Source organism: Litorisediminivivens sp. KMU-197 (assembly GCF_056858395.1).
This window is the reverse complement of record NZ_JBXEQG010000012.1, coordinates 68307-82710: the sequence shown is the minus strand read 5'-3', so window position 1 is coordinate 82710 and position 14404 is coordinate 68307. Positions and strand designations below refer to the sequence as shown.

Annotated in this window: 12 protein-coding genes; 7 read left to right on the top strand and 5 right to left on the bottom strand. The window is 66.5% G+C overall.

What is annotated here, in order from left to right; genetic code table 11:
* The first annotated feature begins 19 nt into the window (after nucleotides 1-19).
* The 5 genes from AC04PT_RS18165 to AC04PT_RS18145 all read left to right on the top strand — a co-directional run bounded on the left by AC04PT_RS18165 (nucleotide 20) and on the right by AC04PT_RS18145 (nucleotide 5573).
* Nucleotides 20-1627, top strand: coding sequence for an ABC transporter ATP-binding protein (locus AC04PT_RS18165; protein ID WP_482875198.1), 1608 nt, complete (start codon nucleotides 20-22; stop codon nucleotides 1625-1627).
* An 83-nt stretch (nucleotides 1628-1710) separates the two neighbouring features.
* Nucleotides 1711-2805: an ABC transporter permease gene (locus AC04PT_RS18160; protein WP_482875197.1), complete on the top strand. Its 1095-nt coding sequence runs from the start codon at nucleotides 1711-1713 to the stop codon at nucleotides 2803-2805.
* 3 nt (nucleotides 2806-2808) lie between these two features.
* A complete protein-coding gene (locus AC04PT_RS18155; protein WP_482875196.1) occupies nucleotides 2809-3774 on the top strand; it encodes an ABC transporter permease in 966 nt (321 codons plus the stop codon).
* A gap of 120 nt (nucleotides 3775-3894) precedes the next feature.
* Nucleotides 3895-4818, top strand: coding sequence for a sulfite exporter TauE/SafE family protein (locus AC04PT_RS18150; protein ID WP_482875195.1), 924 nt, complete (start codon nucleotides 3895-3897; stop codon nucleotides 4816-4818).
* On the top strand, nucleotides 4818-5573 hold the full coding sequence (locus AC04PT_RS18145; protein ID WP_482875194.1) for a TIGR02186 family protein: 756 nt from the start codon (nucleotides 4818-4820) through the stop codon (nucleotides 5571-5573). Before AC04PT_RS18150 ends, AC04PT_RS18145 begins: the two co-directional genes overlap by 1 nt.
* A 63-nt stretch (nucleotides 5574-5636) precedes the next feature.
* Here the strand turns inward: AC04PT_RS18145 and AC04PT_RS18140 are convergent, their stop codons facing one another.
* The 3 genes from AC04PT_RS18140 to AC04PT_RS18130 form a co-directional block, all read right to left on the bottom strand.
* Nucleotides 5637-8279 (bottom strand): peptidoglycan -binding protein, encoded by a 2643-nt coding sequence (locus AC04PT_RS18140; protein ID WP_482875193.1) that lies wholly within the window; start codon nucleotides 8277-8279, stop codon nucleotides 5637-5639.
* 3 nt (nucleotides 8280-8282) lie between these two features.
* A complete protein-coding gene (locus AC04PT_RS18135; RefSeq protein ID WP_482875214.1) occupies nucleotides 8283-9521 on the bottom strand; it encodes a biopolymer transporter ExbB in 1239 nt (412 codons plus the stop codon).
* Between the two features lie 68 nt (nucleotides 9522-9589).
* The gene (locus AC04PT_RS18130; protein ID WP_482875192.1) at nucleotides 9590-10120 is read right to left on the bottom strand and encodes a gamma-glutamylcyclotransferase; all 531 of its coding nucleotides are present in this window, start codon (nucleotides 10118-10120) and stop codon (nucleotides 9590-9592) included.
* A gap of 71 nt (nucleotides 10121-10191) precedes the next feature.
* Here AC04PT_RS18130 and AC04PT_RS18125 point away from each other — a divergent pair, with 71 nt between their 5' ends.
* Entirely contained in the window at nucleotides 10192-11175 is a 984-nt protein-coding gene (locus AC04PT_RS18125) for a DUF2125 domain-containing protein (RefSeq protein WP_482875191.1), read from the top strand.
* A 76-nt stretch (nucleotides 11176-11251) separates the two neighbouring features.
* A complete protein-coding gene (locus AC04PT_RS18120; protein ID WP_482875190.1) occupies nucleotides 11252-12538 on the top strand; it encodes an acetylornithine deacetylase/succinyl-diaminopimelate desuccinylase family protein in 1287 nt (428 codons plus the stop codon).
* 113 nt (nucleotides 12539-12651) lie between these two features.
* Here the strand turns inward: AC04PT_RS18120 and panC are convergent, their stop codons facing one another.
* Both panC and panB read right to left on the bottom strand, forming a co-directional pair.
* Nucleotides 12652-13506 carry a pantoate--beta-alanine ligase gene (gene panC, locus AC04PT_RS18115; protein ID WP_482875189.1) on the bottom strand — a complete coding sequence of 285 codons (855 nt, stop codon included), beginning with the start codon at nucleotides 13504-13506 and terminating at the stop codon, nucleotides 12652-12654.
* Nucleotides 13503-14348 carry a 3-methyl-2-oxobutanoate hydroxymethyltransferase gene (gene panB, locus AC04PT_RS18110; protein ID WP_482875188.1) on the bottom strand — a complete coding sequence of 282 codons (846 nt, stop codon included), beginning with the start codon at nucleotides 14346-14348 and terminating at the stop codon, nucleotides 13503-13505. Before panB ends, panC begins: the two co-directional genes overlap by 4 nt.
* Between the last annotated feature and the right edge of the window lie 56 nt (nucleotides 14349-14404).

Genomic DNA, 14404 nt, shown 5'->3' with positions numbered 1-14404 from the left:
ACCACGAGGGAAAAACCGGATGACAGAAACCGCGCCCGCCATCGAACTCAAGGGCATCTCCAAGGCGTTCGGCCCGGTGCAGGCCAACAAGGATATCTCGATCCGGGTGATGCCGGGCACCATCCACGGCATCATCGGCGAGAACGGCGCCGGCAAGTCGACGCTGATGTCGATCCTTTACGGCTTTTACAAGGCCGACGCGGGCGAGGTCTGGATCGCCGGCAAGAAGACCCTGATCCCCGACAGCCAGGCCGCCATCGCCGCCGGCATCGGCATGGTGTTCCAGCACTTCAAGCTGGTGCCGAACTTCACCGTGCTGGAAAACGTCATCCTCGGCGCCGAGGACGGCGAACTGCTGCGCCCCTCGCTGGCCAAGGCCCGCAAGGCACTGACCGACCTGGCCGCCGAGTATGAGCTCAAGATCGACCCGGACGCGGTGGTCGAGAACCTCTCGGTGGGCCACCAACAGCGGGTCGAGATCCTCAAGGCGCTTTACCGGCAGGCCGATATCCTGATCCTGGACGAACCGACGGGCGTTCTGACCCCCGCCGAGGCCGACCAGTTGTTCCGCATTCTCAACAGGTTGCGGGAAGAAGGCAAAACCATCATCCTGATCACCCACAAGCTGCGCGAGATCATGGAAATCACCGATACGGTCTCGGTCATGCGCCGGGGCGAGATGACCGCCACGGTCAAGACCGCCGAGACCAGCCCCGAGGAACTGGCCGAACTGATGGTCGGCCGCAAGGTCCTTCTGCGCGTCGACAAGCAGCCCGCGCAGCCCGGCGAACCGATCTTGCAGGTGAAGGACCTTCGGGTCGTCGATGCCGACGGCGTCGAACGCGTCAAGGGCATCAACCTCGAGGTGCGTGGCGGCGAGATCCTCGGCATCGCCGGGGTGGCGGGCAACGGCCAGTCCGAGCTGCTCGAGGTGCTGGGCGGCTTCCGCCAGGCCACCGGCGAAATCCGCATGAACGGCGATGTGATCGACCTGACGGGGCGGCATTCCGACGGGCAGTCGCGCCGCGCCCGCGGCATCGCCCATGTTCCCGAGGACCGGCAGCGCGAAGGCCTCATCATGGACTTCCACGCCTGGGAAAACGTCGCCTTCGGCTACCACCGCGATCCCAAGTACCAGTCCGGCATCCTGATGAACAACAAGGCGATCAAAGACGACACCGAGCGCAAGATCCAGAAGTTCGACGTCCGGCCGCCCAACGGCAACCTCTCGGCCAAGAACTTCTCGGGCGGCAACCAGCAGAAGATCGTCGTCGCCCGCGAGATCGAGCGCAACCCCGACCTCTTGCTGGTGGGCCAGCCCACCCGCGGCGTCGACATCGGCGCCATCGAATTCATCCACCAGCAGATCGTTTCGCTGCGCGACGCGGGCAAGGCGGTGCTGCTTGTCTCGGTCGAACTGGACGAAATCCTGTCGCTGTCCGACCGCGTGGCGGTGATGTTCGACGGCCAGATCATGGGTGAACGGCTGGCGTCGGAGACCGACGAAAAAGAACTGGGCCTGTTGATGGCCGGGATCACCGAGGCGCCGGACGACAAGCCGGTGATCGACATGGTCGAGGAGAAACTGGCCGCCAAGGAAGCCCGGGAGGCCAGGCAGCATGGTTGACCCGCGGCGCACCGTCCCGTTTTCTTCACAAGAAAACGATCCGAAATCCTTCAAGGATTTCGGTACTCTGACCGGAGACATCCATGGATAGAATGCCCGCCTGGGCCGACGCGGTCCTCGTTCCGCTGATCTCGCTCGTCCTTGCCGCGATCCTCTCGGCGCTGGTCATCATCGGCATCGGCGAAGATCCCGTCGCCGCCTTCAAGCTGATGGTCGATGGCGCGCTCATGCGGTCGTCCGGCTGGGGCTACACGCTTTACTACGCCACCAACTTCATCTTCACCGGGCTCGCCGTCGCCGTCGCTTTCCACGCGCGGCTGTTCAACATCGGCGGCGAGGGTCAGGCGATGATCGGCGGCCTTGGCGTGGCGCTGGTGGCGCTGTTCATCCCGTGGCCGCACTGGACGCTGGCAATCCTCGGCACAGCCGTGGGCGCGGCCACCTTCGGCGCCGCATGGGCCTTCATCCCGGCCTACCTGCAGGCCAAGCGCGGCAGCCACATCGTGATCACCACGATCATGTTCAACTTCATCGCCGCGGCCTTCCTCAACTACGTGCTGGTCAACCTGCTGCGTCCGCCGCGCAGCATGGACCCGGCCACCGCCAAGTTCCCCGAGCCCACGCACCTGCCGACCTTCCGCGACATGTTCTCGACCGCCGAAAACATCCTGTTTCGCGGCTCGCCCGCGAACGTGACCTTCTTTCTGGCCGTGCTGGCCTGCGTCGGCGTCTGGGTGCTGCTCTGGCATACGCGGCTGGGCTACGAGATCCGCGCCTTCGGCCACTCCGAGTCAGCCGCGAAATACGCCGGCATCTCACCGGTGCGCATCACCGTCGTCGCCATGCTGATCTCGGGCGGGCTGGCAGGGATGATGGCGCTCAACACCACGCAGGGCGAGGCCGAGCGGCTGGTGATGAACGCCACCGAGGGCGCGGGCTTCATCGGCATCGCGGTGGCGCTGATGGGCCGGTCGCACCCGGTGGGCGTGTTCCTGGCCGCGATCCTGTTCGGGTTTCTCTACCAGGGCGGGGCGGAACTGGCGCTCTGGACGAATATCCCGCGCGAACTGATCGTGGTGATCCAGGCGCTGGTGATCCTGTTCACCGGCGCGCTCGACAACATGGTGCGGATGCCGCTGGAACGCATATTCCTCGCCTTCCGGCGGAAAGAGGGCTGATCCATGGACCTGAACACCATCCTGCAGATCCTCGATTCCACCGTTCGACTGGCAACCCCGTTGCTGCTGGCCTGTCTGGCCGGTCTGTTCTCGGAACGCGCGGGGATCTTCGACATCGGGCTGGAAGGCAAGATGCTTGCCGCCGCCTTCTTTGCCGCCGCCTTCGCCTCGGTCTCGGGCTCGGTCTGGGTCGGGCTGCTGGCGGGCATCGGCGCCTCGCTGGTGCTGTCGGGCATTCACGGGCTGGCCTCGATCACCTTTCGCGGCAACCAGCTGATTTCGGGGGTGGCGATCAACTTCCTTGCCGCCGGGATGACCGTGCTGGTGGCACAGGACATGTTCAGCCAGGGCGGGCGCACGCCGTCGCTGATGGCGGGCGGACGGTTCGAAGGGATTGACCTGCCGCTGGCCGATACCCTGCAGGGAATCCCGGTGCTGGGCCCGATCTATCACGACCTGATCTCGGGCCATTCGATCCTTGTCTACGTGGGCTTCCTGATGGTCCCGATCTCGTGGTGGGTGCTGTTCCGCACCCGCTTCGGGCTGCGCCTGCGCGCGGTGGGCGAAAACCCGGCGGCGGTCGACACCGCCGGCGTCTCGGTGGTGGGTCTGCGCTATGCGGCTGTGGCGATTGCAGGGGTGCTTTGCGGCATTGCCGGGGCCTACTTGGCGACCGGGCTTCAGGCGGGCTTCGTCAAGGACATGACGGCGGGGCGCGGCTTCATCGCGCTGGCGGCGCTGATCTTCGCCAAGTGGCGGCCGTGGTACGCGCTCTGGGCCTGTCTGCTGTTCGGTCTCTTGCAGGCGGTGGCGCTGCGCTATCAGAACATCGACCTCGGGGCCTTCGTGCTGCCGGTGCAGTTCATGGACGCCCTGCCCTACATCCTGACGGTGGTGATCCTTGCCGGTTTCGTCGGCAAGGCAATTCCGCCGCGCGCCGGCGGCGAGCCCTACGTCAAGGAGCGCTGAGGACATGGCGTCTCGGGCCGCCCCGGATGCCGGCCCGAATGTCGTGGGACACGCCGGTGACGGCCTGACGCGGGGAGTGCTGCACTTGCAAATCCCCGCGAATGCGGCTTAGGAAGAGCAATGCAAATATACCTGCCGATAGCCGAGGTCTCGGTCAACGCCTTCCTCCTACTGGGGTTGGGCGGGATGGTGGGCATCCTGTCGGGCATGTTCGGCGTCGGCGGCGGGTTCCTGATGACGCCGCTGCTGTTCTTCATCGGCATCCCCCCCGCCGTCGCGGTGGCCACCGAGGCCAACCAGATCGTCGCCTCGTCCTTCTCGGGCCTGCTGGCCCACCTGAAGCGCAAGACGGTCGACCTGAGGATGGGCACGGTGCTGCTTGTCGGCGGCCTGATCGGCGCGGGCCTGGGCGTTCTGGTCTTCAACTACCTGAAATCCATGGGCCAGGTCGATCTGCTGGTGCGGCTCTGCTACGTCGTCTTCCTTGGCATCATCGGCGCATTGATGTTCGTCGAAAGCCTGCGGGCGATCCGCAAGTCGCGGAAAGCCGGCGGCGTACCGCCCGCCAAGCGCAAGCACCGCGGCTGGGTCACGGCGCTGCCGTTCAAGATGCGGTTCCGCACCTCGGGGCTTTACATCTCGGTGATCCCGCCGGTGATCGTCGGCATCCTGGTGGGTATCCTCGCGGCGATCATGGGGGTCGGCGGCGGCTTTATCATGGTGCCGGCGATGATCTATATCCTGCACATGCCGACCAAGGTGGTGGTGGGCACATCGCTGTTCCAGATCATCTTCGTCACTGCCTTCACCACTCTCCTGCACGCCACCACCAACCAGACCGTCGACATGGCGCTGGCGGTGCTGCTGCTGGTGGGCGGCGTGGTGGGCGCGCAGATCGGCACCCGCATCGGGGTCAAGCTGAAGGCCGAGCAATTGCGCATCCTGCTGGCGATACTGGTGCTGGCGGTCTGCGGGAAACTGGCGCTGGACCTGCTGTTGCAACCTTCGGAACTTTACTCCATCGCCCAGCCGGGAGGTCACTGATGCGGCACCTGCTGGCCCTTCTGCTGCTGTTACCGGGGGCGCTGCTGGCGCAGCCTTCGGAGGTCGAGGAAGACGTCGTGCTGGGGCTGTCGCAGAACCAGGTGCGGATCACCGCCAACTTCGACGGCTCCGAGATCCTGGTTTTCGGTGCGATCAAGCGCGAGGCGCCGCTGCCAAAAAGCGATCTCGACGTGATCATCGCGATTGCCGGACCGTCGGCGCCAGTGGTGGTGCGCAAGAAGGAGCGTCGATACGGCATCTGGATCAACACCGAGTCGGCCGAGATCCACTCGGCGCCCAGTTTCTATGCGCTGGCAACCTCTGGCCCCTTGAACGAGATCCTGACCGAGGATGCCGACACGATCTATCGCGTCACCGCCCCGCGCGCCGTCTGGACGCTGGGATCGGAGAAGGAGTTCGCCGACGCGGTGCTGCGCATCCGCGAGGACAAGGGGCTTTACCAACTGAACGAGAGCAGCATCACCGTGGTCGATCAGACCCTGTTCCAGACCTCGGTGCAGATGCCCGCGAACCTGACCGAAGGCACTTATCGCACCAGGGTCTTTCTGCTGAGAAATCAGCAGGTTGTGTCTGATTTCGAGGGCGAGATCGAGGTCCGGAAGGTGGGGCTTGAACGCTTCCTGTTCAATCTCGCGCATGAGCAGTCGCTGATCTACGGGCTGTTGTCGCTGGCAATCGCCATAGCTGCTGGCTGGGGCGCGTCGACGGCATTCCGGTTGCTCAACCGGGGTTGAGCCGGGGTTTCGCATGCGAAACCCAAGTGACTGTTATCAAACGATTAATTAACCGAACGCGGGCTATTTCTCGGTCAGCTTCAACTCGATCCGGCGGTTGCGGGCACGGGCCGCAGCGGTGTCGGAGGCGTCGATCGGCTGGTACTGGCCGAAGCCGTTGGCGGCCAGACGGTCGGGCGGGATGCCAAGGAAGTTGATCATGTAGCGCACCACCGACAGCGCCCGGGCCTGGGAAAGCTCCCAGTTGTCGTCGAATTCGGCGGAGCCGACGATCGGCACGTCGTCGGTGTGGCCGTCGACGCGGATCACCCAATCGATGCCTTCGGGAATGTCGTCGGCGACGGACTTCAGGATGCGCGCGACCTTGGCGATTTCGCCCTGGCCGTCCTGCGATAGCTGGGCCCGTCCGGATTCGAACAGCACCGAAGAGGCAAAGACGAAACGGTCGCCCTCGATCCGCACGCCTTCCTGATTGCCCAGCAGATCGCGCAGACGGCCGAAGAACTCGGACCGGTAGCGTTCGAGGTCCTTGGTTTCGGCTTCGAGCCGCTTGCGCTCTTCCTCGAGCAGGGCGGCGTTGCGGGCTTCGGCCTCGGCGCGGCGCTTTTCTTCCAGCGCCTTCTGCGCCAGAGCGGCGTTCAGGTCGGTGCCGAGGTTTTGCAACTGGATGTCCTGCGCGGCGTCGCGGTCGCGGTAATCGTCGAGCAGCGCCTGCAACTCGCCCAGTTGCGTGCGCAGCGCGCCGACCTGCTGGTTGAGCAGCGCGGCGCGGCGCTGCGCTTCGGTCGAGACTTCGGACTGCTCGGCCAGTTCCTGTCGTGCGGCGGCCAGCAGCGCATCGCGATTGTCCAGTTTCGACTGCGCGGCGCGGGCCTCGGCGGTGGCGGCTTCGGCGCGGTCCTCGGCAGCGAGCTTCAGCGCCAGCGCATCGGCCAGCTCCTGGCGGATGTCCTCGGCCGCGGTCTCGGCCTTGACGGTGGCGGCCAAGGCGGCCGAAAGCTGGTCTCGCAGGCTGGTTTCTCCGGTTTCGGTCTCATCCAGCGTGGCGCGCAGGTTGGCGAGTTGCTGGGTCAGCGCGGCATTGGATTCCTGCGCCTGTTCCAACTGCCCGCCCAGCGCCTGCGCGTTTTGCTGGGCCGCCAGTTGCGCGGCCAGCGCCTGCGCCAGCTTGTCTTCGAGGGTCAGCGCCTCGTCCCGGGCCGTGGCAAGGCTGGCCTCGGCGGTCTCGAGAGCGGCATTGGCGTCGGCCTTGGCCTGTTCGGCCACGGCCTTGGCGGCGAGCGCCTCGGCCAAGCTGTCCTGAACGCCCTGCAGGTCGGACTGCGCGGCCAGCGCCCGGGCCAGTTCGGCCTCGAGCGAGGCCTGACGGTTCTCTGCGGCCTCAAGCGACTGCGAGGCTTCGCGGGCGCTGCGCTGGGCCGAGATGCTGTCGGCCAACGCCTGCGCAAGCTGCGCCTCCAACGCGCTTCTTTCGGCCTCGGCGCTTTTGCGCAGCGCGGCGAGGCTCTGCTCCAGTTCGCCGATACGGGTGCCCTGATCCTGCGATTGCAGCAGCGCGGTGGCGAGTTGCGCCTCCAGAGAGGAGAGTTGCGACGACGTCTCGCGGTCTTCGCTGAGCGCGGCCTGAAGGTCTTCGGTCAGCGCGGCGTTGCGCTCTTCGGCGGAGCGCTGCGCCAAGAGGGCGGCAGCGAGTTGCGCATTCAGATCCTCGGACTGCGCCGCAGCCTCGGTCAGTTGCGTGTCCATCTCGGCCAGGCGGGCTTCGGACGCCTGCTGTGCGATCAATGCGGCGGAGAGCCGGGCGTCGAGGTCCTTTTCCGCGGCCTGCACGGCGGCCAGCATCGACAGGGTGTCTTCGGCCTCGCGCCGCTGTTCTTCCAGCGCGAGGGTCATGGCGGTCAGTTCGGCATCGGCGGTCTTGAGCTTTTCGCGCAGGGCCTCGGCGGCCGCGATCTCGGCCAGGCGCCGCGCTTCTTCCTCGCTGAGGCTGTCTTGCAGCGCGGCGATCCGGGCGTTCATCGCCTCGGCCGTGTCGGCCTGCTCGGCCCGTATTTCGGCGATCATCGCCTCCAGCGCCTCGGCCTGGGCGGCGGCAAGGCGCGCGGTCTCGGCCTCGGCGTCGATCTCCGAGCGGGCTTGGGCGAGCGCAAGCTGCATCGCCTCCTGTTCGGTCAGCAGCGCGGTTTCGCGATCTTCCAGGTCGCCGATGCGCTGCGCGGCGGTGGCCTGATAGGCCAGCAGGGCGGCAACCTGATCTTCGAAGTCGGTGATCCGGGCGTTGGCCTCACCCAGCGCGGCGTCGCGGGCTTCGACGTCGCCTTCCAGTGCAGCGATGCGGCTGTTGGCGGCGCCCAGCGCGGCATCGCGGACCTCGACCTCCTGCGTGAGCGAGGCGATCAGCGCGGCCTGCTGCTCGGCCTGTACCTGGGCGTCGCCCAGCGTGGCGATCAGGTTGCCGACCTCGCCTTCCAGCGCCGCCGACCTGTCACGTTCGAGCCCGAGCGCCTGGGCCAGCGCGGCGATTTCGCCGGAAAGCTCGTCAAGCTCGGATTCCTGCCCGGTGATGGTTTCGCGGAGGGTGAACTGGACCACCATGAAGATGGTGAGCACGAACATCAGCACCAGCAGCAGGCCGGTCATGGCATCGACGAAGCCGGGCCAGATACTGGCCTGGAACCGCTGCCCGGTGCGACGGGACAATGCCATGAGTTAACCTTCCTGTTCAGGGCTTTCCATGCGGGGCCGCCGGATATTGCGCGCCGGACGCGTGGCGGAATTGGTGGTGATCTGCCGTACGGCGGTGTTGAGCGCACGGGTGAGCGCGGAAATGTCGGTGCGCAGCTCTGCCATGCTTTCCTGTCGACCGGCGGACATCTCTTCGAGGATGCGCAGCATCTGCACGTCGATCGAGCGCAAGCGCATACGGCTTTCGGCGTCGATGCTGCCGTCGCCCTCGGGCTTGCGGTTTTCAAGCGCGTCGATCAGGCGCTCCTGCCCTTCGGCAAGGCGGGTCAGCGCGGCGGTGGGCGCGGACTGGCGCTCTAGTTGTTCGGTCATGCGCTCGACGGAATCGGCCAGCGTCGACAGCTTGTCATCGACCTCGGCGCGGCTTTCGTCGGATTGGGCGAACATCGCCTGCAGGCCTTCCATCTGCTCGGACATGTGGTCGACCACCGCCACCAGAAGCTGCTGGTCGGCCGAGCCTTCGCCGTCGCCCGTGCCGGCATATCCGAGGCGGGTGATCGACGACAGCCATTCCTCGAGCTCGCGGTAGAAGCGGTTCTGGCCGTGACCGGCGAACAGTTCGAGCAGTCCCACCACCAGCGATCCCGCAAGCCCGAGAAGCGACGACGCAAAGGCGGTGCCCATGCCGCCCAGCTGGCTTTGCAGGCCGACCTGCAGGCGTTCGAACACCTGCACACCGGTTTCGCCGGGACGCGGCGTCAGCGAGCGAATGGTCTCAACCAGGGCCGGCACGGTGGTGGCGAGGCCGTAGAAGGTGCCCAGAAGCCCGAGGAAGATCAGCAGCGAGACGATGTAGCGGGTGATCTCGCGCGCCTCGTCGATGCGCTGCACCACCGAATCGAGGATCGAGCGTGACGAGGTGGCCGATATCTGCATCCGCTTGCCGCGGGCCCGCATCAGGGTGGCGAGCGGCGCAAGGATGCGGGGGGCGGTGTGGCCGGCATCGCGGTCCGCGACGAAGTTTTCAATCCAGCGGACCGATCCGATCAGCGCCAGCACCTGCCAGAAGGTCGCCACAACGCCGATCACGAAGACCACGAGGATGAACCCGTTGAGATAGGGGTTGGTCAGGAACACCGGCCAGACCCGTGGCAGGGCGAGGAACAGCCCGGCCACGACAAGCCCGAGCACGGTGATCATGAAGAGCACCTGCCGCACGGGTTGGGAGAATTTTGGCTCGGCCTCGCGGTCCGGCGTGTCCATCATGGACGTTTCCTGACATCGTTAATTGCGGGAGGACTCTAGGCAGGTTGGTCAGTCAAGCCAAGGCGTTATCGGCACATGTCACGAACCCGGTCGGCCAGCCATTGCAAATCTGCATCCTCGATACCGAGTTCGGCAAGATGCCGGGCGGTGTTCCACAGGTACTCGGTGTTGGGACCGCGTCCGCCGACGGCGCTGGCGATGATCTTCGCCTGATCCTCGAGCGGGATATCGCAACAATATTGCCAGTGATCGCGGTTGATGACATAGGCCAGCGCCTCGACGGTGCGGCCATCCTCGAGCCCCAGCATGACGTGGCGTTCGACATAGGCCGATGACACCAGTTCGCGTTCGCGCAGGTAGGTCAACGTCTCTTCCTCGGTGCCCGGCTCGGCCCGGAGCGCCACCCCGTCGCAGACTGCCCCGGGGGCTTCATCGAGCGCCAGCACGAGGCCCGGCGCCTCTTCGGTGCCGCGGTGATGGATCGAGTGCATGCAGAAGCTGCGGTGGTAATGCTCGAGCGAGGCCAGCCGCGTTTCGGCGACCTTGAAACCGGGGTTCCAGAGAAGAGACCCGTAACCGAAGACCCAGAGCGCCATGATGCTTTTCCTTCCGACGCCCGGGATGTAAAGCATCGGGCAACTGGGGGAAAGCCCGTGGAGTGTGCCTAATGATGAAACGTCTTGCCATTGTGATCATCGTCGCGGCGCTGGGCTGGTCGGGCTACTGGTTCTGGGGCCAGCGCGCGCTGCTCTCGGCCTATGAGGGATGGTTCGCAGATGCTCGGACCGAGGGCTGGGACGCCTCCTACGACGCGGTCAGGGTGCGCGGTTTTCCGAACCGGCACGACACCACGTGGACCGGGCTGGAACTGCGCGATCCCGACAGCGGCTGGGGCTGGCAGGCGCCGTTCTTTCAGCTTTTCCTGCTGAGCTACGACTGGCACCACGCCATCGCCGCCTGGCCCGAGCGGCAGGTGATCCTGACACCGGACGGCGCGGTCGACGTGACCAGCGACAGGATGCAGGCCAGCCTTGTGACCGACGGCGCGGAGCATGTGCTTGAGCGCGCCAACCTGGTGGCTGACGTGCTCAACATGACGGGGCCACGCGGGACGACGGCGCTGGCGCAGTTGCGGGCCAGCCTCGGGCGGGTCGATCAAGCGGCCTATGACGTGGCGGTGGCGGCGGGCGGGTTAGCGCTGCCAGCCAGGGTGGTGCAGGCCACGGCGGGGGCCCTGCCCGGAACCTTCCGGACGGCACGGCTGCGCGCCCGGGTCACCCTGGATGCGCCCTATGTTCTGGCAGGACCCGCGCGGCGACCTGCGCCGCAGCGGATCACGGTGGACACGGCAGAGCTGGAATGGGGCCCGATGGCGCTGCGCCTGACCGGTGACCTGGACGTGGACGCACAGGGGCGCGGCACCGGCGAGGTGCACCTGCAGGCCGAGGACTGGCGCGAGATGCTGGCGGTGGCGAAGGCCTCGGGGCATGTCGCGGACGCGGTGATGGACGGGGTCGAGACGGCGCTGGCCTTGATCTCGCAGATGTCGGGCGATGCCGTGTCGCTGGACGTGACCCTGCGGCTTGAGAAGGGGGCGATGTTTCTCGGACCCCTGCCCCTGGGCGAGGCGCCGCGCATCCGCTTGCCCTGAGCCACGACGGGCAAAAGTTGAGCATCCTGCGGCGGGCGGCCTTGCGTCGGCCGGTGTCAGGGGCAAGACTGCCGGCATGGACATCAACGACCGTCTGAGACAGGAAATCGCCGCGCGGCGCGACGACCTGGTGGCCCTTACGCAGGAACTGATCCGGTTCCCGACGCTGAACCCGCCGGGGGCGCATTACCGTGAAATCTGCGATTACCTGGGCGCGCGGCTGGACCGGCGCGGGTTTGACGTGCGGATGATCCGGGCCGAGGGCGCCCGCGGCGACAGCGACCGATATCCGCGGTGGAACCTGCTGGCCCGGAAGGACGGCACCGCGACCGGGGACTGCGTGCATTTCAATTCGCACACCGACGTGGTCGAGGTCGGCAAGGGCTGGACCATGGATCCCTTCGGCGGCGAGGTGAAGGACGGCCGGGTCTATGGTCGCGGCGCCTGCGACATGAAGGGCGGGCTGGCGGCTTCGGTGATCGCGGCGGAGGTGTTCGTGGACCTCTGCCCCGACTTCGCCGGCGCGGTGGAGATCAGCGCCACGGCGGACGAGGAATCGGGCGGTTACGGCGGCGTGGCCTATCTGGCGGAACAGGGGCTGTTCACGCCGGAGCGGGTGCAACACGTGATCATCCCGGAACCGCTGAACAAGGACCGCATCTGCCTTGGGCATCGCGGCGCCTGGTGGGCGGAAATCGAGACCCTGGGCGAGATCGCGCACGGGGCGATGCCGTTCCTCGGCGATTGTGCCGTCCGGCACATGGCGGCGGTGATCGACACCTTCGAGGCGAAGCTCTACCCGGCGATGGCCGCCCGGCGGACCGACATGCCGGTGGTGCCGGAGGGAGCGCGGTCCTCGACCATGAACATCAACTCGATCCACGGCGGCGAGCCGGAGCAGGCCAGCGACTACACCGGCCTGCCGGCCTATTGCGTGCCGGACAGCTGCCGGATGGTGATCGACCGGCGCTACCTTGCGGAAGAGACCCACGAGGAGGTGTCCGGCGAAGTGCGCGCGCTGCTGGAGGAGTTGAAGGAGACGCGCGCAAAGTTCGAATACCGGCTGGAAGAGCTGAACCATGTGGCGCCGTCGATGACCGCGCGGGAGGCGCCGGTGGTGGCGACCGTGGCGCAAGCGATCGAAGAGGTGATGGGCCGCGCGCCGGAATACGTGGCCTCGCCTGGGACCTATGACCAGAAGCATATCGACCGGATCGGGCGGCTGAAGAACTGCATCGCCTACGGGCCGGGGGTGCTGGAACTGGCGCACAAGCCCGATGAATGGGTGGGCATCGACGACATGGTGGAGGCGGCGCAGGTGATGGCACTGTCCCTTGCGGCGTTGTGCCTGCGGCATAGGTAGCGCAGATGGGGGCGCTGCCCCCTTGCCCCCCGTAGTTTAAGGGCAAGATGAAGAGCAGGCTCCGTCTTCATCTTGCCAAGTAAACTCCCGCCGGAGGCAAGAAAGTTCTTGCGCTACCCCGTCGCCGGTACGTCGATATTGTCGATCAGCCGGACCCCGGCCAGATGCGCGGCGGCGAACAGACGGGCGGGCTCGGTCGGGGTTTCCAGCAGGGCCAGGGTGTCGCAGCTGCGCAGTTCGAGGTAGTCGACCTTGAGGAAATCGGCGTTGTCGAGGGCCTTGAGTGCCGGAGGGACCAGCTCGGACATCGGCTTGCCGTCGGCGAGGCCTGCCGCGATGTCCTCCATGACCTCGTGCAGGCGGGGCGCCTTGACGCGGGCGCGGTCCGACAGCAGAAGGTTGCGCGAGGACATGGCGAGACCGTCGATCTCGCGGATCGTGGGGCAGCCCACGACCTCGACCCCTAGGTCGAGATCGCGCGACAGGCGGCGGACCACCTGCAACTGCTGGAAGTCCTTTTCGCCGAAGAAGGCCAGATCGGCGGCGGTCTGGGTGAAGAGCTTGGTGACAACGGTGGCGACACCGTCGAAGTGACCGGGACGGTGGGCCCCGCAGAGGCAATCCGTCAGGCCCGCGACCGAGACGCCGGTGGCGAAACCGGGCGGGTACATGGTGTCGCCGTCCGGGGCCCAGATGGCATCGACCTCGTAGCGCTCCAGCTTGCGGGCGTCGTCGTCCTCGGTGCGGGGGTAGTTCTTCAGGTCCTCGGGATTGTTGAACTGCTTGGGGTTCACGAAGATCGTCACGATCACCCGGTCGGCCCGCTTCTTGGCCGCAGCCACGAGGCTCAGGTGGCCGTCGTGCAGGGCGCCCATGGTGGGGACGACGCCGATGGTCTCCTCTGCCCGGTGCCACTGGCGGGTCAGGTCGCGCAGACCGGCAAGGTCGCGGATGATGGGGACGCTCACGCCTTTTTCTCCGGCGATCCCTTGGGCGCTTCATCCGCGAAGACATGCTCCGGCCCCGGGAAGCTGCGGTCCCGGACCTCGGCGGCATAGTCTGCGATGGCGGCTTCGGCCTGTTCGCCCAGCGTCGCGTAGCGTTTGACGAACTTCGGCTTGAATTCGGTGAACAGCCCCAGCATGTCGTCGACTACCAGCACCTGCCCATCGCACCCGGCGGAAGCGCCGATACCGATGGTCGGGATCTGGATCTTGAGGGTGATCGCATCGGCCAGCGTCTCGGTGACCTTCTCGAGCACCACCGCAAAGGCGCCGGCATCGGCGACGGCAATGGCGTCGGCGGTCATCTGTTTCGCCGCCGCGCCCCTGCCCTGCACCTTGTAGCCGCCCAGCGTGTTGATCGACTGGGGCGTCAGGCCGATGTGGGCCATCACCGGGATGCCGCGCCTGACGAGAAACGCGATGGTTTCGGCCATGCTCTCGCCGCCTTCGAGCTTGACGGCGCCGGCGCCGGTCTCGGCCATCAGGCGGGCAGCGTTGCGGAAGGCCTGCTGGGGGCTTTCCTCGTAGCTGCCGAAGGGCATGTCGATCACCATCATCGCGGTGGACAGGCCGCGCGCCACGGCCTTGCCGTGCAGGATCATCATTTCCATGGTCGCGCCCAGCGTCGATTCGAGCCCGTGCTGCACCATGGCAAGGCTGTCGCCCACCAGCACGAAATCGCAATGCGCATCCACCATGCGCGCCATCGGCGTGGTATAGGCGGTCAGCGAAACGATGGGGGTGCCCCCCTTCATCGCGCGGATCTCGTCGGGCATGGGGGCTTTTTGGCGGGCGGTCGCGCTCATCTGGCGGGCCTCCGGTTGCTGAAAGTCGCCTCGATGTAGCAGCGCGTTGCCGGGGA